The organism is uncultured Spongiibacter sp. (assembly GCF_964011655.1).
GTDB classification, from domain to species: domain Bacteria; phylum Pseudomonadota; class Gammaproteobacteria; order Pseudomonadales; family Spongiibacteraceae; genus Spongiibacter; species Spongiibacter marinus.
Map to the genome: position 1 here is coordinate 19,316 of NZ_CAXGPO010000019.1, position 18,818 is coordinate 38,133.

The 18,818-nt window shown below is 55.6% G+C and carries 18 protein-coding genes; 13 read left to right on the forward strand and 5 right to left on the reverse strand.

Going from position 1 to position 18,818, the window contains the following annotated elements; translation table 11 throughout:
- The first annotated feature begins 10 nt into the window (after window positions 1-10).
- The 4 genes from ABNS66_RS10045 to ABNS66_RS10060 are packed head-to-tail and all read left to right on the forward strand — an operon-like array spanning window position 11 to window position 3,164.
- The gene (locus ABNS66_RS10045) at window positions 11-325 is read left to right on the forward strand and encodes a DUF2288 domain-containing protein (RefSeq protein WP_204996380.1); all 315 of its coding nucleotides are present in this window, start codon (window positions 11-13) and stop codon (window positions 323-325) included.
- Between the two features lie 12 nt (window positions 326-337).
- Entirely contained in the window at window positions 338-631 is a 294-nt protein-coding gene (locus ABNS66_RS10050; RefSeq protein WP_286838370.1) for a hypothetical protein, read from the forward strand.
- Window positions 631-2,763 (forward strand): GNAT family N-acetyltransferase, encoded by a 2,133-nt coding sequence (locus ABNS66_RS10055; RefSeq protein WP_286838373.1) that lies wholly within the window; start codon window positions 631-633, stop codon window positions 2,761-2,763. Before ABNS66_RS10050 ends, ABNS66_RS10055 begins: the two co-directional genes overlap by 1 nt.
- Window positions 2,764-2,765: 2 nt before the next feature.
- Window positions 2,766-3,164 carry an HIT family protein gene (locus ABNS66_RS10060; RefSeq protein WP_286695689.1) on the forward strand — a complete coding sequence of 133 codons (399 nt, stop codon included), beginning with the start codon at window positions 2,766-2,768 and terminating at the stop codon, window positions 3,162-3,164.
- A 265-nt stretch (window positions 3,165-3,429) separates the two neighbouring features.
- On the opposite strand, the gene ABNS66_RS10065 is transcribed toward ABNS66_RS10060, so the two are convergent.
- On the reverse strand, window positions 3,430-5,358 hold the full coding sequence (locus ABNS66_RS10065; RefSeq protein WP_286838375.1) for a radical SAM protein: 1,929 nt from the start codon (window positions 5,356-5,358) through the stop codon (window positions 3,430-3,432).
- A 159-nt stretch (window positions 5,359-5,517) separates the two neighbouring features.
- On the opposite strand from ABNS66_RS10065, the gene ABNS66_RS10070 reads away from it, so the two are divergent.
- Window positions 5,518-5,943: an SRPBCC family protein gene (locus ABNS66_RS10070; RefSeq protein WP_204996385.1), complete on the forward strand. Its 426-nt coding sequence runs from the start codon at window positions 5,518-5,520 to the stop codon at window positions 5,941-5,943.
- On the opposite strand, the gene ABNS66_RS10075 is transcribed toward ABNS66_RS10070, so the two are convergent.
- Window positions 5,940-7,217 (reverse strand): CinA family nicotinamide mononucleotide deamidase-related protein, encoded by a 1,278-nt coding sequence (locus ABNS66_RS10075; RefSeq protein WP_286838377.1) that lies wholly within the window; start codon window positions 7,215-7,217, stop codon window positions 5,940-5,942. The genes ABNS66_RS10070 and ABNS66_RS10075 overlap by 4 nt on opposite strands.
- 88 nt (window positions 7,218-7,305) lie before the next feature.
- On the opposite strand from ABNS66_RS10075, the gene ABNS66_RS10080 reads away from it, so the two are divergent.
- The gene (locus ABNS66_RS10080) at window positions 7,306-7,671 is read left to right on the forward strand and encodes a hypothetical protein (RefSeq protein WP_286838378.1); all 366 of its coding nucleotides are present in this window, start codon (window positions 7,306-7,308) and stop codon (window positions 7,669-7,671) included.
- 12 nt (window positions 7,672-7,683) lie between these two features.
- On the opposite strand, the gene ABNS66_RS10085 is transcribed toward ABNS66_RS10080, so the two are convergent.
- Window positions 7,684-7,917 (reverse strand): DUF2789 domain-containing protein, encoded by a 234-nt coding sequence (locus ABNS66_RS10085; RefSeq protein ID WP_286695684.1) that lies wholly within the window; start codon window positions 7,915-7,917, stop codon window positions 7,684-7,686.
- Between the two features lie 45 nt (window positions 7,918-7,962).
- Window positions 7,963-8,736, reverse strand: a complete 774-nt coding sequence (locus tag ABNS66_RS10090) for a glucose 1-dehydrogenase (RefSeq protein ID WP_204996389.1) — start codon at window positions 8,734-8,736, stop codon at window positions 7,963-7,965.
- A 129-nt stretch (window positions 8,737-8,865) separates the two neighbouring features.
- Here ABNS66_RS10090 and ABNS66_RS10095 point away from each other — a divergent pair, with 129 nt between their 5' ends.
- Window positions 8,866-9,315: a hypothetical protein gene (locus ABNS66_RS10095; protein WP_286838380.1), complete on the forward strand. Its 450-nt coding sequence runs from the start codon at window positions 8,866-8,868 to the stop codon at window positions 9,313-9,315.
- 65 nt (window positions 9,316-9,380) lie between these two features.
- Here ABNS66_RS10095 and gltA read toward each other — a convergent pair whose 3' ends face one another.
- Window positions 9,381-10,664 carry a citrate synthase gene (gltA, locus tag ABNS66_RS10100; protein WP_286838382.1) on the reverse strand — a complete coding sequence of 428 codons (1,284 nt, stop codon included), beginning with the start codon at window positions 10,662-10,664 and terminating at the stop codon, window positions 9,381-9,383.
- A gap of 507 nt (window positions 10,665-11,171) precedes the next feature.
- Between gltA and sdhC the strand changes: the two genes are divergently transcribed.
- The 6 genes from sdhC to odhB all read left to right on the forward strand — a co-directional run bounded on the left by sdhC (window position 11,172) and on the right by odhB (window position 18,794).
- Window positions 11,172-11,546, forward strand: a complete 375-nt coding sequence (sdhC, locus tag ABNS66_RS10105; protein WP_204996392.1) for a succinate dehydrogenase, cytochrome b556 subunit — start codon at window positions 11,172-11,174, stop codon at window positions 11,544-11,546.
- Window positions 11,540-11,911 carry a succinate dehydrogenase, hydrophobic membrane anchor protein gene (sdhD, locus tag ABNS66_RS10110; RefSeq protein ID WP_286838384.1) on the forward strand — a complete coding sequence of 124 codons (372 nt, stop codon included), beginning with the start codon at window positions 11,540-11,542 and terminating at the stop codon, window positions 11,909-11,911. The genes sdhC and sdhD overlap by 7 nt, the downstream gene beginning before the upstream one ends.
- 3 nt (window positions 11,912-11,914) lie before the next feature.
- Window positions 11,915-13,687, forward strand: coding sequence for a succinate dehydrogenase flavoprotein subunit (sdhA, locus tag ABNS66_RS10115; RefSeq protein WP_027873851.1), 1,773 nt, complete (start codon window positions 11,915-11,917; stop codon window positions 13,685-13,687).
- Window positions 13,688-13,704: 17 nt separating this feature from the next.
- Entirely contained in the window at window positions 13,705-14,421 is a 717-nt protein-coding gene (locus ABNS66_RS10120) for a succinate dehydrogenase iron-sulfur subunit (protein ID WP_027873850.1), read from the forward strand.
- A gap of 289 nt (window positions 14,422-14,710) precedes the next feature.
- A complete protein-coding gene (locus tag ABNS66_RS10125) occupies window positions 14,711-17,545 on the forward strand; it encodes a 2-oxoglutarate dehydrogenase E1 component (protein WP_286838388.1) in 2,835 nt (944 codons plus the stop codon).
- A gap of 55 nt (window positions 17,546-17,600) precedes the next feature.
- Window positions 17,601-18,794, forward strand: coding sequence for a 2-oxoglutarate dehydrogenase complex dihydrolipoyllysine-residue succinyltransferase (odhB, locus tag ABNS66_RS10130; RefSeq protein ID WP_286838390.1), 1,194 nt, complete (start codon window positions 17,601-17,603; stop codon window positions 18,792-18,794).
- Window positions 18,795-18,818: the final 24 nt, after the last annotated feature.

An 18,818-nucleotide genomic window follows, 5' to 3' on the forward strand; every position in this document is an offset into this window, starting at 1 on the left:
CTACCTGTTCATGACTGACCCGCAAGAAAGTGACGAGCTGCTGACTAAGCTGAATCGCGAAACCGCCAAAATACCCTGGGAGGAATTGCAACGTTTCTACGCTCAGGGCGCCGTACTGGAGGTTTCACCCAAGCTCGATCTTGTTGCTGTGGCGGCAGGCATGGCAAACGACGATACCCAGACCATTAGCCCGTTGCTCACCTCCGGTCAGCTTGGCCGTGTCGACACCGAGTCGGCGCAGAAGTGGACGCAAGAGCAGGCTTCGTTATGGGCCGTGGTGGTCGCCCCTTGGGTGCTGGTGCAGACCCATCGCGATCTAGATTAAGGCGATAGACCAGTGGACTCTCAGGCTTTTATCGACGACTTGCGCAAGCGTTTGCGTGCGTTCTTCACTGAACAGGCACAGGGCTGGGATGTGCCACCCGCGACCCTGTACCGTATGGAAGGCGCGATGGCCTCAGCGGTTCAATTGGGGCTAGTGTCCGAGGCGGAACTGCGTGGCTATTTGCTCCATCTTGCTGAAGAATTTCTGGACGAAAACTTGCAAGGCATTTACCGAAACGACCGGCAACTGCTGTTGCATCTACACATGCACGAGGCCCCGGTTTATCCCAGTGGCGGTAGCCAATAGTGCAGGCCGACGTCTTTTCTCAGTGGTGCGCGTCGCGGCGCGCGAGCAATGTCCGCCGCGGTCACCGCCAGCTTATTGTATTAAGCGGTGAACAGCGTTGGGCAGAGGCATTATTATCCGCAGCGATCAACGGCGACGATAGCGTCTTACTCGTTGCACACGATGCGCTGGCGGGGTTTCAGCCGAGCGGTAAAGCCGCCAGCTTAGGCATCGAAAGTGATTGGGTCATTATCGACGGCCATCGCTACAGTTCGGTTAATCACTGGTTGGCAGCAGCCGGCACATTGCGAGGCGGCGGCTCCCTGGTGTTACTAACGCCGCCTTTAGCGGATTGGCCACAGGCCTACGCCCTGGCAATGGGGGAGGCGGGTTTCGCGGTTGAGCACTCGGCCTTCATTTCCAGGCTCACGACGTTGCTTCCCCTGCAGCCTGCAGTCTGCTTGATCCAGCAAGGCAGCGAGTCAGCCCAGGTGAGCCACTCGACGTCACTCAACGGCGACAAGTCGCAGGCCTGGCAAGCCGAGGTACCCAGCGCAGATCAATTATCCACCGTTACTGCCATTGTTCGCGCGGCGCGAGGTCGGTCGGGGCGCCCCCTTGTTATTCGCGCCGACCGTGGTCGGGGGAAAACATCAGCGCTCGGAATGGCCGCTGCAGAACTGCTGTGTAGCGGAAGCCAAAAAGTGGTGATATCCGCGGCCAGAGCCGACATGGTTGAGATCGCCTTTCGCCGCGCGATGGAGGTGTTGCCGGGCGCGGTGCGCGAAGGTGATAAGCTGGTGTGGCAGGGCGCGGCGCGCGAAGGTGATAAGCTGGTGTGGCAGGGCGCGGCGCTGGAATATCTCACGCCGGCTGACTTGCTGTCTGCCAGTGCCTGCGACGACTTTCAAGCCGAGCTGGTGATGGTTGACGAGGCGGCTCACTTGCCGCTACCAGTCTTGGAAACGCTGCTAGGGCGCTTACCGAGGCTGGTATTTTCCACAACCGTGTCAGGATACGAAGGCACAGGAAGAGGGTTCGATATTCGTTTCCGGCGCTGTCTTGACCAGTTACGGCCGCAGTGGCGCAGACAGTTCTTAGCGACGCCGCTGCGCTGGGCTGACGACGACCCCCTTGAGACCACGTTAAACGCCATTTTTTTGCTGGGCACTGCCGACGCTGCACCCGACACTGTTAAAGGAGGCTTGCGCGTCGATAGCGTCAGTGCGGCGACACTGGTGAACGATGACTTGGCGTTGGCGCAGGTGTTTCAGTTACTGATGGAAGCGCATTACCAAACGACGCCGCAGGATCTTCAATACTTGCTCGACCTTCCTTCTCAGCTGATGATCGCGCGTATCGGTACAACGATCGTTGGGGTTTGTCAGGCGCTTCCGGAAGGGGGGCTGGCCGATGAACAATGTGAACGGGTTAGCCGCGGCCAGCGGCGTATAAAAGGCCACTTGCTGGCTCAGGCCCTGGCACAGCGGAGCGGGCAGACACAGTGGTTAGTGGCGCCGAGCTTGCGTATCAATCGTATCGCGGTGAGCGAAGGGCAGCGACGAAGGGGGATTGCTAGCGCATTGCTACGGGAGCTTCTGCACAATGCTCGCGGGAGCGGCTGCGCGTTCCTGAGTAGCAGCTTCTCTTGCGAGCCGGAATTATTGGCATTTTGGCTGCGGCAAGGTTTTGCTGCTGTCCATCTGGCCAGTCGGCGAGACATCAGTAGCGGCAGCTATTCACTGATGGTGGTTCGCCCCCTCGGTGATAATTTGCCCCACCTTGATGCCCTGCGTGAGGTGCTTTGCGATGAGTTGCTGAGCTGTACAGAGCTACTGCGCCGGGACATGCCGGCACCAGCGCTGGCCGCTTTACTGGCGGCGCTGCCGGTGCAGGGGACTGAATACGACAGACAGCAACAACAGCGCTATGTAGCGGGTGAGCTGCCCTTTGAACAGGCGGCAGTGCATTTAAAGCGCGCCTGCATTGGCGCTACGCCATCGCCGTCCGCGCTGGTTGTAGAACGCTTGTACCAAAGCCGCGATTGGCTTGCTTTGGCAGCCGCGTACCGTCTAACAGGGCGAGCGGATTGCGAGCGACAAATAAAACAGTATTTTGCCGGTGTTGACACTGGCGATGATCAACAGGAGTAATCATGGCGAGTATTTTCAGCAAAATTATTGCAGGTGAATTGCCCGGACATTTTGTTTGGCAGGACGATGACTGTGTGGCGATTATGACCATTCAGCCGATTAAGCCGGGCCATATTTTGGTCATTCCCAAAGAGGAAATTGATCACTGGGACGATTTGCCTGAGGCGCTCAGTGCTCACTTGCTGGCGGTGTCCAGAAAACTGGCGAAGGCCCAGAAGCGGGTGTATCAATGCCGTCGCGTGAGCTTGCAGATCGTCGGGCTGGAGGTGCCACATACCCACCTGCATCTCGTGCCAATTGACGAGATGCGTGACATCGACTTTGCCGGGGCTGAAATGGCCGACGCCGCGTCGCTGGCGGCTGAGGCAGAAAAAATACGTGAGGCACTCGCGGCAGGTTAAGGCACCTCTGATTAATTCGGTAATGGCTCAGCGGAGCCTCTCGCGTGCACTGGCGAGGCGCAGCGCGAAGGTCAAGGGTGGTTCTCCTTGACGAGTGTTGCAACGACGGCCAGGGGGCGCGAGAGACCCGCCCTTCGGGGTTTTGCCTTATTTCGCCTGGCGGCGTTCCGCTCATTTGAAAGGCAACCAGCCTTACTGCCTGAGCGCGCCTTGCCAACCGAAATAAGGCAAAGCCTGAGTTATCACCGAATTAATCAGAGGTGCCTTAAGAGTGCGCGAGCGCTTCCTGTCCGGGGTGGATCACGCGTACCACTTGCTCTTCAGTGTCGTGTTGAATTTCGCCGCGTAGCCAGGCGCCGCCGTCGGGTTCGTGGAGAATGCTACCGACGCCGCCCGGGGTGCGTATTCGCGCTGAGCTCGGGCCGGACTGAAAGCAGCTTTCATCAGGCGATGACATCTCGTCCAGCGCCCGTTTGCAGCCCAGTGCATCGAAGCTAAAGGTAACGTCGCGTTCGCTGGCTTCTCCCCAGCGAGGTGAAAGTGCTTGGTCAAGCTCGAGCAGCCTGTGCAAGCGCGCCTTGATCGGCAGTGTGGTACTGGCGCCGGCGTAATCACTCACATAGTGGTTCATTACCCTTTGCACGCACTGATACAGGCGCTGCGGATCGCGCAGGCACTCGGTGAAGATGGCGTTGCGTGACTCGTAGACCGTAAGGGCATCGTTAACATCGACGCTAGGCAAAGCGTCCTGAAATTCCCGGCACACCGCCAGTAGTAGCTCGCGCATCAGTGTTGCGGTCGTAATACCCTCTTGCTGGGCGATGTAGCGAATGCTGTAGGGCAGAATATGGCCGTGAGCAAATAACATATGCGCGGTAATTAACAGGTAGCCCTGCAGGCCTTGTTCGCGGCTGAAGCTGTGACAGGCGACCACGTATTCGCCCTTCGCCTTGCCGTAGCCGGCCACCGGAATGGTTTCGATCTGATATTCCTGGCGTTTTTCGTAAAACTCGGTGCCTGGCAGCAGGGTGTAGGCAAAAATATTGAGGTTGGGGAAAACCTGCAGCAGTTCATCGAGGTTGCGCTCAAAATCCGGGAGATTATCGCCGGGTAGGCCCCAAATGAGCTCGGCGGCAATAGGCACCCCTTTACTGGCCATATCTTTGGCAATGGGCTCGTACTTATTGGCGGCCATGTTTTTGCGATTGCTAAGCTCAAGGGCCTTTGGCGTTAGGGTTTGCAGGGCGAGTTGATAGTGCGGCAGTAGCCCGTGCTGGTTAAGCAGCAAGACAATTTCCTGCACCCGCGGGCTGTGTTTCTTTGACCACGAGGTAGCGAAGCTGCTGGGTAGGCCGGTGGTGTTTTTCAGTTCGCAAATGAGTTTGGCTTTGTCCAGGTCTTCTCTCAATGCACCAAAATTGGAATCGGCAAGCCAGATATCCTTGATGCCAGCGGCAACAATTTTGCGCCAGTCCCGCTCAATCCTCTCCATGGAAAACTGGTACATTTTCGAGCCGATAGCGCCGGTGCCCCATTCGCAAAACGCGCATTTAAAGGGGCAGCCACGGCTGCTTTCATAGGAAACGGAGTCGTAGAGTGGCTTACCCGCATCATCACACAGCGGCACTACATCGAGGGCCGAGGGGAGGGCGTCGAGATCCTGGCGGCGCTTGCGCTCGGCAGTTTTTACCAGTTCACCATCGCGCAAATACGCGAGGCCATCCACGTCTTGCCACTGCTCTCGGCTTTTGCAGTCCAGCCACTGGGCGAAGGTGGTTTCTGCCTCGCCCAGAGCAATAACATCAATCGGGTCGTCGTACAGATAATCCTCAGCTTGTTGAACGTGGGGCCCGCCGGCAATGCAAAGGACTTGCGGGCAGTCAGACTTGATTAGCGCGATCAGCTCGAGAAATTCCGCTGCATTCCAGGTGTACATACTGAAGCCCACCACCGGTACACCGCCATGTGCGATGCAGGCGATGAACTCCTCTCTAAGCTCGGGCCATGTGGCTTTCCAGGCGTCAGCCGCGTCGCTGTCGCGAAAATGTATCAGGCGTATGTCGTTGCCGGCTGGGTTATTGCCGTAATGCTGGTAGTACGCTTTCAAGCCGCCCGTTGTGGTGGGAACAGCCCAAAAGCCGTCCGAGTCCATGCTGAATAAACAAACGGGGCGAGGGGAGTGCGCTGAGCTCATGTGGGTGGAATGCCTTGTTGTGATTATGGCGCTATTGTCGCATCTTGCGCCGCCATTTGCTCATGAGTAAGCCGAGGGTTAACTAAGCCGTTCGGGTGAGGTTGATCCACCTATTATGCGGCAAGATCGCCGCTGAATAAAAAAACTTCGGAGAGTCAGATGGTTGAAGTACACGTAGAGCGCGATTTAGATTTTCCCGCCGCAACGGTTTGGGCCTTATTGGAAGATTTTGGCGACATTAACTGGGCGCCGGGTATCGACAAAATTGAGGTAATCGGTGAGGGCATTGGCATGATTCGCCGTTTGCACCTGGCGGGGATGGAGCCGATTGATGAGCAGCTCGAAAGTATGGACGCCAGTACCATGAGTTTTGGCTATACGATCCCTCGCGGTATTCCCATGCCGGTAACCGATTATTCGGCCAATGCCAAGGTGACGGCCATTGATGACGGCCGTTGCCATGTAGACTGGTACGGCCGCGCAACACCACAGGGCGCATCAGACGAAGAGGCGGCCGCGATGATTCGCGGTGCCTATGAAATGCTCTTGCAATGGGTGGACGAGCACCTGAAATCGCGCGCTTAATGCGCTTTTTTGCAGTAGCGCTGTATCAAGCTGGGCATTGTGGCAATGCCCAGTAAGTGGCGGCGCACCAGCTCCATACCCAGTGCCGACACCCACATTTGAAAGGCCTGTCGGTCAAAAGGCAGCACCAAACATTCCACTTTTAGGTGGTCTTCGCTGCCCCAGGCTATCCATACGGTGCCGACCGGCTTGTCTTCAGAGCCACCATCGGGCCCGGCAATGCCTGTGACGGCCAAGGCCACATCGGCGTGGCCAACGCGTAGGGCGCCCTGCGCCATGGCCAGGGCAACGTCTCTGCTTACCGCGCCGTGCTGTTGCAGCAGCGCCTCACTCACACCCAGCTGGCTGCTTTTCATCGCATTTGAATAACTGACGATGCCACCGGGAAAGACTTTCGATGCGCCAGCGGTGCTGGTGATTTGGGAGGCGATCAGGCCACCTGTGCAGGACTCTGCTGTGCACAGAGTTTGATTTCGCTTGCTGAGTTCGTCGACCAATACTGAGGGCAAACTGAGCGGCAGTTCGCCGAGTAAATGTTCGCCGAGCAGGGTTTCAACGGGCGTGCGCCACTCGGCTAAGGCCGTGTTTGCGTGTTCACCGCGCGCGGTTAACTTTACTTCCAGCACGGGCATTGAGGCGCGAAAACCCAGTTCGATATTGTCGGGCCAATTGGGTAACTCGCGGTCAAACAGCTCCTGTATGCTGGACTCACCTAAGCCAAAAACGCCAAGACGAAGGGTGTGAATATGGTCCGACTCAAAGCGTTGCTTGAGGAGAGGGAGGAGTTCGTCGGTCAGCATCTGACGCAATTCGCTGGGTACCCCCGGCGTGGCCAATACCAGGCAGTTGCGATACATAAGCCGTATTCCCACGGCGCTGCCTCGGGCGTTAGCGATAATATCGCAGCCCTCGGGGAGAATGGCTTGCTTGCGGTTAGAGGCGTTCATGCTGAAACCGCGTTGCTCGCACCAATGTGATAAGTGCGCTAATGCCTCAGGGTGTTCGGTAAGTGCCCGGTCGCAGAGCTGGGCCAGCACGGCGGCGGTTAAGTCATCGACGGTGGGGCCGAGGCCGCCATTAATAATCAGTACATCGCCCTCTTCACACAGCTGATCAATTTCCTTTTGCAGCAGTGCGCTGTCGTCGCCTACCGTGACCTTTTTATGTATTCTCCAACCTTGTGGCGCCAGTTGCTGGGCAACCATCGCGGAGTTTGAATCAATAATATCGCCGGCCATAAGTTCATTGCCGGTTAACAGTAAATTCAGCTTCATAGCGTTCCGGTTTTTCAAGTTTACTGGCGATTATCACCTAAAACGGGCATACAATGCCTGTGTCGAAAAAGCTCGGAGAGAGCATAGTATGAAATCATCGTTAAACGCGATATTTGCCGTAGCGATTGTTGCGTTGATTGGCTTTGAATATTGGCAGTACCGCCATAATCAGGCGGAAACGCAGCGTTTGGAGCAGCAACTCGTTGCCTTGCAGCAAAGCGTGGACGCCCTGAGCCTGCAGCTAAACAGTGCCAAGGAAGAGGACGCTGCCAGTTCGCTGGGGAATCTTCTCGAGGAAGCCAACAAAGCGTTGGTTGATGGTTGGTCGGTGATGGTCGATGCGGTTGAGCGCGAATTGCAACGCGCGCAACAGCAGATCGAAGAAAGTAAAAAGCCGAAATCAGAAGCGCCTCCCGAGACGTCGCAGAGCCACTATGGTCCCGGGGCGCTCTGAGTCGCGAACGTGTCAGTGGCGCAATTGCGCGTCCAACTCGTCTACGAGCTCAGCCCACTCAGCGTCGTCGTCCAAGGCCTGCTTCAAAAAGGCGGCCTGGCTCGGCGACCAGAAGTGAGCCTGGTGCAGGGCCAGGTCTTTGGGGAGTGGCCGGTGACGCCCAATGAATGCTTCAATGTCGCTGGGCGTTGCTGGCAGGCCGAGTTGCTGAAACAGTGCTGACATGCTGTGAAATTCTGCTTCCATATTACCCTCCGTTATTCATGGTGAGTCAGCTGTCAGCCTAAACGATTAGGAGGTCGGCAGTAAATCCAGCCTCAACCCCGCATTCCACCCGCCGTCGACAATAAACTCAGAGCCTGTTGAGTAGCTGCTTTCGTCGGAGGCCAGAAACAGCGACATATTGGCCACTTCGGCGGGAAGGCCGACCCGCGGTAAGGGATGATTGACGTAGAAGGCATTGTCCTCGTCGCTGGGCTGGGCACCTTCTCCCGCGCCGTGCATGTCGGTGTAAATGCCACCTGGGTGGACCGTGTTCACGCGAATATTGTAGGGGCCTAATTCAATGGCGGCCGACTTGCTTAGGCCGCGAACCGCCCACTTCGACGATACATAGGCGCTCAAGCCGTTTTTTGCTTGCAGGCCGTCGATAGACGAAATATTAATAATTGAACCGCCGCCGCTGCGCTTCATTGGCTCGATGGCAGCGCGTATGCCGAGGTAGGGGCCGAGCTGATTAACCTTGATAACGCGCATGTAGTCATCGCCGTCCGAATCGGCAATGGCGGCTGCGTGGAGTATCGCCGCATTATTTACCAATATATTGAGCGGCCCAAAGGCCTCGGCTTCGGCAATCAGTGTTTGCCAATCCTGTTCGCGCGATACATCGGCATGCACGTAGCGAGCATTCTCGCCTAGCTGTTGGGCCAGTGCCTGCCCGGGCTCATCCAGTAGGTCGGCGATTACCACTTTGGCGCCTTCTTCTACAAAACGTTTGGCGGTGAGGGCGCCCATTCCGCGCGCAGCACCGGTGATAATTGCGACTTTTCCCGCGAGCCTAGCCATCGATTTCTCCTGTTATTTTGTTAAATTCTCTGCGCATTTAATCGGTGACAAACTGTGCGGTCAATTGTCCAATAGGAGTAGGGCGTAGGTGTTATTCAATATCGGTGCGCCGCAGTTAAGGGAGGGTAGATGAAAAGTACAATCGGCATCGCGCTGTTGCTGCTGGCGGCAGGTCTAATGTGGTTTTATTACCAACAACAAGCGTGTTGCGTTGCGCCCCTTGAACCGCTGCCCATGACAGAGGGCAAATCCTCCCCCGGGGTGACTTCTAATCCGCCATCGCAAAAACAGGCAACAAAAACAGCAGACGGTGTGCCAACTGCGCCACCACTGGATTCGGCGCCGCCACTGGATTTGCGTTTGCCGACTGACTACACAGAGGACGCGACGCCATTTGAGCCTCAAACGAGTCGCTATGGTGTTGAGCGTTGGTTTGAAGAGGGCGATAAGCCGGAATCAAAATTAAAGCTGAAAAGTAAAATCTACCTTAAAGAAGATGCAACGCTGGATAAAAGTTTCAACGCTTACGATGAAAAGGTCGATGGTGTGGAAATGGGCTTTGAGTACAAAACGCCGTAGGCACGCTGGCAAAGTCAGAAACGTTGAGCAAAAAAAAAACCCTGCCGAGGCAGGGTTTTTTGTTTTTAGCGCTTGTCCAGTGGGACGAAATCGCGTTTTTCCGGGCCAGTATACAACTGACGTGGGCGACCGATGCGGTAGGCGCCGCTGATCATCTCGTTCCAGTGCGCGATCCAGCCTGGGGTACGACCCAGTGCAAAGATAACGGTGAACATGCTGGTTGGGATGCCGATCGCTTTGAGGATGATGCCTGAATAGAAGTCTACGTTGGGGTAGAGCTTCTTCTCAACGAAGTATTCATCTTCCAGGGCGATTTGCTCAAGGCGCTTGGCAATCTTCAGCAGAGGGTCATTTTCCAAACCAAGCTCAGCCAGTACTTCATCAGCTGCTTGCTTCATTACCTTGGCGCGTGGGTCAAAGTTTTTGTAAACACGGTGACCAAAGCCCATCAGGCGGAATGGATCGTTCTTGTCTTTAGCGCGGGCAACAAACTCGTCGATGCGTGAGGCATCGCCGATTTCTTCCAGCATATCCAGAACAGCTTCGTTCGCGCCGCCGTGAGAAGGTCCCCACAGGGCAGCGATGCCAGCAGAAATACAGGCGAAGGGGTTGGCGCCAGTCGAGCCAGCCAAACGCACAGTAGAGGTAGAAGCATTCTGCTCGTGGTCAGCGTGCAGCAGGAAAATCTTGTCCATGGCCTTAGCCAGTACAGGATTAACATTGCTGGGCTCGCAGGGGTTGCCGAACATCATGTGCAGGAAGTTTTCTGAGTAGCTCAGGTGATTCTGCGGGTACATGAAGGGCTGGCCGATGGTGTACTTGTAGGTCATGGCAGCCAGTGTTGGCATTTTTGCAATGAGTCGAATTGCAGAAATTTCGCGATGGTGTTCGTCAGCAATGTCCAGAGAGTCGTGGTAGAACGCTGACAGGGCGCCAACTACGCCACACATAATTGCCATTGGGTGAGCGTCGCGGCGGAAGCCTTTGAAGAACGTGCTCATCTGGTCGTTGACCATGGTGTGCATGCGCACTTTGTTGACGAAGGTTTCTTTTTCAGCTTGGTTGGGGAGCTTGCCGTAGAGCAGGAGGTAACAGGTTTCCAGGTAATCTGACTGTTCTGCCAGTTGTTCGATGGGGTAACCGCCGTGAAGCAGAACACCTGCATTACCATCGATATAGGTGATTTTTGATTCGCAGGCTGCGGTGGAAACAAAACCGGGGTCGTAGGTGAAATATCCGTTACCCGTCAGGGGGCTAACTTCAATCACGTCCGGGCCAATGGTGCCGGAATGGACATTCAACTCCAGCGTTTTGCCATCGATACTCAGAGTGGCTTTCTTATCGCTCATTTGACGGGCTCCTGTTACTTTCTTTTCATAGCTTGTGGCGGTGGTTTCTGCTGTCTGACAATCGGCGTGGTGATGCTGAGCGCAACAGGCAGAAAGGCTCCCTGCAAAATTAGGGAGTCACAAATATAGAGAGCTAAAACGTTTTGTCAACGCTGACCACATTTTACCCTGTGATTGCGGCCGTGGGAATGTTTGATGTTTTCTGTACTTTATGCTGCCCCCGTCGATGCGTGCGCGGTTTTGGTGCGCCGCAAATCTTATGGCGCCATAATGGCGCGAAATAGTCCCGCAAACCCTTGATATAGCGCTTTTTTGGAGGGCAATTTCGACTAAAGGCGTGTTTGTAATTGCGTATGTATAGCCCTATAATGCGCGGCGTTTCTTCTCGAGCCCCAGTGCTTGCACCTCTTAGGAAGAAGCCCGGGAAGGAGAGCCCGGCAAACTTGATAGATCCACTTCCGTTGAACCGCCCGTAGTAAAAGGGCCTGAAATAAAGTGTGGAAAACCGTGAACGATAAACGACCTGTGAACCTGGATATCGGGACAATCGCACTGCCGATTACCGCATATACCTCAATCATGCACCGCGTCAGTGGTGTTTTCCTAGTGGCCGGTATGGCCGTCTTATTCTGGTTGCTGGGCACTAGCCTCAGTGGTCCAGAAGGTTTCGCTCAAGCCAAAGAGTGTTTGTCATCGTTCTGGGGCAAGCTGATTGTCTGGGCAGTATTAGTGGGTATTAGTTACCACGCTGCTGCGGGAGTGAAGCATTTGGTCATGGACGCCGGTATCGGTGAGTCTATGGAAGGTGGCGAGAGAGGGTCCAAACTGGTGCTGCTGACTACAGCGGTTCTGGTTGTACTGACGGGGTTATGGGTATGGTAGTTAAATCAGTAACAAGTTTTGGTCGCAGCGGTCTTTCAGACTGGCTGGTTCAGCGAGTATCCGGTGTTGTTCTGCTGGCTTACTTCTTGGTCGTAGGTGGCTACTTGGTTTGCGAAGGCAGCGCGATGGATTACGCCCAGTGGAGCGCGTTCTTTGCCTCGACATTTATGCGTGTCTTTAGTACTGCAGCGGTGCTGTCGGTAATTGCTCACGCGTGGATAGGTTTGTGGGCGGTCTCTACTGACTACCTGACCGAGCGTATGATGGGTGGCAAGGGTCTTGTCTTGCGCCTGGCGTTTCAGGCTGCATCAGCAGTTGTTCTGTTCACCTACCTCGTTTGGGGCATCCAGATTCTGTGGAGTTAAGTAATGGCTAATGTTCGTACTATTACCTTTGACGGCGTTATCGTCGGCGGTGGTGGCGCAGGTATGCGCGCTGCACTGCAGTTGGCCCAGTCAGGCTACAAAACTGCGGTAATTTCTAAAGTATTCCCTACGCGCTCTCACACAGTATCAGCCCAGGGTGGTATCACTTGCGCGATCGCGAGTGCCGACCCTCAGGATCAGTGGCAGTGGCACATGTACGATACCGTTAAAGGGTCTGACTACATCGGTGACCAAGACGCTATCGAATACATGACCAGCGTTGGCCCAGAAGCGGTTTTCGAGCTGGATCACATGGGTTTGCCGTTCTCGCGCACAGAAGAAGGTCGTATCTATCAGCGTCCCTTCGGCGGCCAATCTAAAAATTTCGGTGAAGGCGGTCAGGCGGCGCGGACATGCGCAGCAGCTGACCGTACCGGTCACGCCCTGCTGCACACCCTTTATCAGGGCAACCTGAAGAACAACACCGTGTTCTTTAATGAGTGGTTCGCCACTGACATTGTAAAGAACCAAGACGGCGCGGTTGTCGGTGTGATGGCGATCTGCATCGAAACGGGTGAAGTTGTCTACGTTAAGGCGAAAGCAACCGTATTCGCGACCGGTGGTGCAGGGCGTATCTACGCATCTACCACTAACGCTCACATCAATACGGGCGACGGCGTGGGCATGGCCCTGCGTGCTGGCTTCCCTGTACAAGACATTGAGATGTGGCAGTTCCACCCCACCGGTATTGCCGGCGCAGGGGTTCTAGTAACAGAAGGCTGCCGTGGTGAAGGTGGCTATCTGATCAATAAAGATGGCGAGCGCTTTATGGAGCGTTACGCGCCGAATGCCAAAGACTTGGCCGGCCGCGACGTCGTTGCTCGCTCAATGACACTGGAAATTCTCGAAGGCCGTGGCTGTGGCCCCAATGGCGACCACGTTTTCCTCAAGCTCGACCACCTTGGCGAGGAAGTGCTGGAAAGCCGCCTGCCAGGTATTTGTGAGCTGAGCCGCACCTTCGCCCACGCTGACCCAGTTAAAGAGCCAGTGCCTGTGGTACCAACCTGTCACTACATGATGGGCGGTATTCCCACCAATATTCACGGCCAGGCATTGACGGTTGACGCCAGCGGCAACGACCAAGTGATTCCCGGCTTGTACGCCTGTGGTGAAGTGGCCTGTGTATCGGTACACGGCGCGAACCGTCTGGGTGGTAACTCGCTGCTTGATCTGGTGGTATTTGGTCGCGCTTCAGGTCTGTTCATTGAGAAAGCGCTGCGCGAAGGCATCGATATGCGCGACGCCTCAGAGAGCGATCTCGAGCAGGCCAACGAGCGTTTGAACCGCGTTAACAACAGCAAAGGCGGCGAGAAAGTTGCCGATCTGCGTACCGAGCTGCAAAACGTCATGCAGAACCACTTCGGTGTATTCCGCCGCGGTGACTTCATGCAAGAAGGCGTGAAGAAATTGGCAGATCTTCGCGGTCGCATTGAAAACGCGCATCTGGAAGACAAGAGCAACGCGTATAACACAGCGCGTATCGAAGCGCTTGAACTGCAAAACCTCTTTGAGGTGGCCGAAGCAACGGCTATCGCCGCTGAGGAGCGCAAGGAAAGCCGCGGTGCTCATGCTCGCGAAGATTTCCAAGACCGCGACGATGAGAATTGGCTGTGTCATTCCATGTACTTCCCTGGCGAGAAGCGTGTTGGTAAGCGTGCGGTTAACTTCGCGCCGAAAACCCGCGAAGCTTTCGCGCCTAAAGTACGCACCTACTGATCAGGGGAGAAGAGAAAATGTTGAAAGTCAGTCTCTATCGCTACAATCCTGAAGTCGATCAGGAGCCGTACATGCAGGATGTCGAACTCGACACCGGCGGCAAAGACCTGATGGTACTCGACGTATTGGAACTGCTGAAAGCGAAGGACCCTTCGCTGACCTACCGCCGCTCTTGCCGCGAAGGTGTCTGCGGTTCCGATGGTATGAACATCAATGGTAAAAACGGTTTGGCGTGTATTACGCCGATTTCGGAAGCCTTGAAAAACGGCAAGGGTGGTAACACCTTGGTGCTGCGCCCGCTGCCCGGCTTGCCCGTTATCCGTGACTTGATTATTGATATGAGCTTGTTTTACAAGCAATATGAGAAGATCAAGCCTTACCTGATTAACAACACGCCAGCGCCCGCGATCGAGCGTCTGCAATCACCTGAAGAGCGCGCCAAGCTCGACGGCCTGTACGAGTGTATTCTCTGTGCATGTTGTTCAACGGCTTGCCCGTCTTTCTGGTGGAACCCGGACCGCTTCATCGGACCCAGCGGCCTGTTGCAAGCTTACCGCTTCCTTGCGGATAGCCGCGACACGGCAACTGAACAGCGTTTGAGCGAACTGGACGATCCTTTTAGCGTCTTCCGTTGCCACGGCATTCAAAACTGTGTCAATGTTTGCCCTAAAGGCTTGAACCCAACCCGGGCTATCGGCCATATTCGCAACATGTTGCTGAATCGGGCGAGCTAATCGCTGAGGGGCTCGAGAGAGCCCCACTTATTAGACCCTGCGAAGATAGGGCTAAAATCTGCGCGTATTGTGTCCTTTGGTGTCACAACGTGACACCGGAACAAAATACAACTCGGTGCTTACCGGCACTAGCGAGATAAAAAACGTATTGAGAGGGATTGGCTAAGGCCTGTGGTTTAAGCCGGCCTCGCGGCGTACACTGAGCGCTGCGGGCGTAAGACGATGCAAAACGCCTTATCGGGCGATGCAGCATCCGGCAGCCACGCCTCTCGTTATTAGGTGGACAGGAATGCAGAAAGCGTCAATGGAGCTTCTTTGGAAGAGCTCCCACATATCTGGTGGAAATGCGGGTTACGTCGAAGACCTGTACGAAACCTACCTCACTGATCCCAATGCTGTTCCTGAGGAATGGCGAAACTATTTTCAACAGCTCCCTCGCGTCAGCGAATCCGCTATCCGCGATATCCCTCATTCTCCGATCCGAGATCACTTCGCTCAGTTAGCCAAACAGCCGGTTCGCGCCGCTGCCTCGGCCAGTAGTGAGGTCAGCGAGCATGAGCGCAAGCAGGTACGGGTTATCCAGCTGGTCAGCGCGTATCGTCAGCGGGGCCATCAGGAAGCGCAGCTCGATCCGCTGAACCTGTGGCAGCGCCCGGGCGTACCCGATTTGGAGCTGCAATATCACCAGCTCAGCGAAGCGGACTTCGATACCGTATTTCAGACGGGTAGTCTGTACATCGGTAAAGACCAAGCGACCCTTCGCGAGATCTACGACTCGCTGCGTGAAACCTACTGTCGCTCAGTCGGCGCCGAGTTCATGCACATTGTGGATACCCGCGAGCGTGCATGGATTCAGCAGCGTATGGAGAGTGTACGTTCAAAGCCGGAATACGGTTTTGAGGCGCGCAGCCATCTGCTGGAGCGCTTGACTGCCGCAGAGGGGCTGGAGAAATCGCTGGGTTCAAAATACCCCGGTACCAAGCGCTTTGGCCTGGAAGGCGGCGAGAGCCTGATCCCAATGATCGACGCCATGATCCAGCGCGGCGGCGAATACGGCGCCAAAGAAATTGTCATTGGTATGGCCCACCGCGGTCGACTCAATGTTTTGGTCAATATTCTGGGTAAGAACCCCGCCGAACTTTTCGACGAGTTCGAAGGCAAGGTTCAATACCAGGGCTCGGCCGACGTTAAATACCACCAGGGCTTTTCTTCCAACGTGATGACCCCGGGCGGGGAGGTGCATTTGGCACTGGCCTTCAACCCGTCTCACTTGGAAATTGTATCGCCAGTGGTCGAGGGCTCTGTGCGTGCACGGCAGGATCGTCGTTTTGACCCCGTCGGGGAAAAGGTCGTGCCGATAGTACTCCACGGCGATGCGGCCTTTGCCGGTCAGGGTGTGGTCATGGAGACATTCCAGATGTCCCAGACCCGCGCTTACAAAACCGGTGGCACGATCCACGTCGTCATCAACAACCAAGTGGGTTTCACCACCAGCTTGCAGGAAGACGCGCGCTCCACGGAATACTGTACTGACGTTGCAAAAATGGTACAGGCGCCGATTTTCCACGTTAACGGTGACGACCCCGAAGCGGTGTTGTTCGTATCGCAGTTGGCCGCCGACTTCCGCCAGGAATTCAAGAAAGACGTGGTGGTTGATTTGATCTGCTACCGTCGTCGCGGTCACAACGAAGCGGACGAGCCGTCAGGCACCCAGCCGCTGATGTACAAGCAAATCAGCAAGCAAAAGAGTACACGCGAGCTCTACGTCAATAAGCTGCTTGACGATGGCACTATCGACAAAGCGCTCGCCGACAAAATGGCCTCTGAATACCGTCAGGCCTTGGACGACGGTCAGCACGTTGCCAAGAGCTTGGTGAAAGAGCCGAATACCGAGTTGTTTGTCGATTGGACGCCGTATCTGGGACATGCGTGGGATGTCTCGGGTGATACCCGCATTGACGCCAAAGAACTTAAAGAAGTGGCAGAGGCGGTTAACGCCGTGCCAGAGGCCTTTAGCGTGCAGCGCCAAGTGGCGAAGATCTATGAAGATCGCCGCAAAATGGCTGTCGGCGCCATGCCAATCAACTGGGGCTTTGCCGAAACGCTGGCCTACGGTTCCCTGCTCAATGCTGGCCACCAGGTTCGCCTTACCGGGCAAGACGTGGGCCGCGGAACCTTCTCGCACCGCCACGCGGTGTTGCACAACCAAACAGACGCCAGCCGTTATGTGCCACTGCAACACGTGGCCGATGATCAGCCGTCGTTTGATATTTACGACTCGCTATTGTCCGAAGAGGCGGTACTGGCTTTTGAATACGGTTACGCGACCACCCAGCCCAATGCATTGGTGATCTGGGAAGCGCAGTTTGGTGATTTCGCCAACGGCGCACAGGTGGTAATCGACCAGTTCATCAGCAGTGGTGAGTTGAAATGGGGCCGTTTATGCGGTCTCACCATGTTGTTACCCCACGGCTATGAAGGCCAGGGGCCTGAGCATTCATCTGCTCGCTTAGAACGCTTCCTGCAATTGTGTGCCGAGCACAACATTCAAGTATGTGTGCCCTCTACGCCGGCGCAGGTTTTCCATATGTTACGCCGCCAGGTTATCCGCCCGCTGCGCCGCCCACTGGTGGTTATGTCACCGAAGAGTCTGCTGCGTCACAAGGAAGCGGTATCAACGCTGGAAGAGCTGACGGATGGCCAGTTCCAGAATGTGATTGATGAAACCGACGATATCGATAAGTCAAAAGTGACGCGCATGGTGTTGTGTAGTGGCAAGGTCTATTACGACCTGCGCGACGCTCGCCGAGAGCATGGCAAAGACTCTATCGCTATTGTTCGTTTAGAGCAGCTTTATCCCTTCCCCTACGACGATCTGCGTGAAGTTATTGCGCAGTATCCAAACCTGAAGAAAGTGGTTTGGTGTCAGGAAGAGCCGCGCAACCAAGGGGCGTGGTACAACAGTCGCCACCGTATGGCGAGGGTAATTCGCAGCTTTAAACCCGAGAAGAATTTGCTGTTGGGCTACGTCGGTCGCGAACCGTCAGCGTCGCCGGCTGCGGGCTACATGGCCTTGCACATTGAGCAGCAAGAAAAATTCATCAGTCAGGCTTTGAAACTTTAGGCCGGACCAGCGCATAACCATAGACGCGTGCAGCGAACTAACGACAGGATGAAAAATGAGTACTGAAATCAAAGCGCCAACGTTTCCAGAATCTGTTGCTGATGGCTCTATTGCAACATGGCATAAACAAGTCGGTGAGGCGGTAAGCCGCGACGAGCCGCTGGTAGACATCGAAACCGACAAAGTCGTGCTCGAGGTTGTTGCACCAGCCGACGGTGTGTTGAAGGAAATTATCAAAAATGAAGGCGACACGGTATTGAGTGACGAAGTCGTGGCCGTTTTTGAAGAGGGCGCGGCAGGGGAAGCCCCCAAAGCGGATAGCGCACCCGAAGCAGCGCAAGCGCCAGCTGCCAGCGAAGACCTGAAGATCAGCCCGGCGGCGCGCAAAGCCCTGGAAGAAAAGGGCATTGATGCCAGCGCCGTAAAAGGCACCGGCAAAGGTGGCCTGATCACGAAAGAAGATGTGATGAATTACCAGGCGCCAGCTGCCAAACCGGCCGCTGCAGCACCTGCACCCGCAGCCGAGGTGGATGTGCCTGCCGGTGAGCGCGTTGAAAAACGTGTGGCGATGACCCGCCTGCGTAAGCGCATTGCCGAGCGTCTGCTTGAAGCCAGCCAGACCACAGCGATGCTCACGACCTTTAACGAGGTCAATATGAAGCCGGTAATGGAGCTGCGCAAACAGTACAAAGACCTGTTTGAAAAGAGCCACAATGGCACGCGCCTGGGCTTTATGGGTTTCTTCGTTAAGGCAGCTTGCGAAGCGCTGAAACGCTTCCCCGCAGTGAATGCCTCGATCGACGGCGACGATATCGTTTACCACGGTTACCAGGATGTTGGTGTGGCGGTTTCGACCGATAAAGGCCTGGTAGTGCCGGTATTGCGTGATGCCGACCACATGAGCCTGGCCAAGATCGAAGACAAAGTACGCGACTTCGGCTTGCGCGCTCGCGACGGCAAGCTCGGTATCGAAGACATGACCGGTGGAACCTTCACCATTACCAACGGTGGTGTGTTTGGTTCGCTGTTGTCGACGCCCATTCTGAATCCGCCGCAAACGGCCATTTTGGGTATGCACAAAATCCAGGAGCGGCCGATGGCTGTGAATGGTCAGGTTGAAGTGCTTCCCATGATGTACTTGGCGCTGTCTTACGATCACCGCTTGATCGACGGCAAAGACGCCGTGCAGTTCCTGGTCACCATTAAGGACCTTATCGAAGATCCTGCGCGCATTCTGCTTGAGGTATAAGGCCGCTGCTAGCGTCAATGGAAT

What these genes read in the sequence shown, in the direction of transcription:
- ABNS66_RS10085 (WP_286695684.1), bottom strand. Translation starts at nt 7,917, where the DNA reads ATGGAAGCAGAATTTCACAGCATGTCAGCACTGTTTCAGCAACTCGGC.
- ABNS66_RS10125 (WP_286838388.1), top strand. Translation starts at nt 14,711, where the DNA reads ATGCAGAAAGCGTCAATGGAGCTTCTTTGGAAGAGCTCCCACATATCT.
- ABNS66_RS10095 (WP_286838380.1), top strand. Translation starts at nt 8,866, where the DNA reads ATGAAAAGTACAATCGGCATCGCGCTGTTGCTGCTGGCGGCAGGTCTA.
- ABNS66_RS10080 (WP_286838378.1), top strand. Translation starts at nt 7,306, where the DNA reads ATGAAATCATCGTTAAACGCGATATTTGCCGTAGCGATTGTTGCGTTG.
- sdhA (WP_027873851.1), top strand. Translation starts at nt 11,915, where the DNA reads ATGGCTAATGTTCGTACTATTACCTTTGACGGCGTTATCGTCGGCGGT.
- ABNS66_RS10070 (WP_204996385.1), top strand. Translation starts at nt 5,518, where the DNA reads ATGGTTGAAGTACACGTAGAGCGCGATTTAGATTTTCCCGCCGCAACG.
- ABNS66_RS10120 (WP_027873850.1), top strand. Translation starts at nt 13,705, where the DNA reads ATGTTGAAAGTCAGTCTCTATCGCTACAATCCTGAAGTCGATCAGGAG.
- ABNS66_RS10090 (WP_204996389.1), bottom strand. Translation starts at nt 8,736, where the DNA reads ATGGCTAGGCTCGCGGGAAAAGTCGCAATTATCACCGGTGCTGCGCGC.
- ABNS66_RS10075 (WP_286838377.1), bottom strand. Translation starts at nt 7,217, where the DNA reads ATGAAGCTGAATTTACTGTTAACCGGCAATGAACTTATGGCCGGCGAT.
- ABNS66_RS10065 (WP_286838375.1), bottom strand. Translation starts at nt 5,358, where the DNA reads ATGAGCTCAGCGCACTCCCCTCGCCCCGTTTGTTTATTCAGCATGGAC.
- ABNS66_RS10060 (WP_286695689.1), top strand. Translation starts at nt 2,766, where the DNA reads ATGGCGAGTATTTTCAGCAAAATTATTGCAGGTGAATTGCCCGGACAT.
- gltA (WP_286838382.1), bottom strand. Translation starts at nt 10,664, where the DNA reads ATGAGCGATAAGAAAGCCACTCTGAGTATCGATGGCAAAACGCTGGAG.
- odhB (WP_286838390.1), top strand. Translation starts at nt 17,601, where the DNA reads ATGAGTACTGAAATCAAAGCGCCAACGTTTCCAGAATCTGTTGCTGAT.
- sdhD (WP_286838384.1), top strand. Translation starts at nt 11,540, where the DNA reads ATGGTAGTTAAATCAGTAACAAGTTTTGGTCGCAGCGGTCTTTCAGAC.
- ABNS66_RS10045 (WP_204996380.1), top strand. Translation starts at nt 11, where the DNA reads ATGACTGACCCGCAAGAAAGTGACGAGCTGCTGACTAAGCTGAATCGC.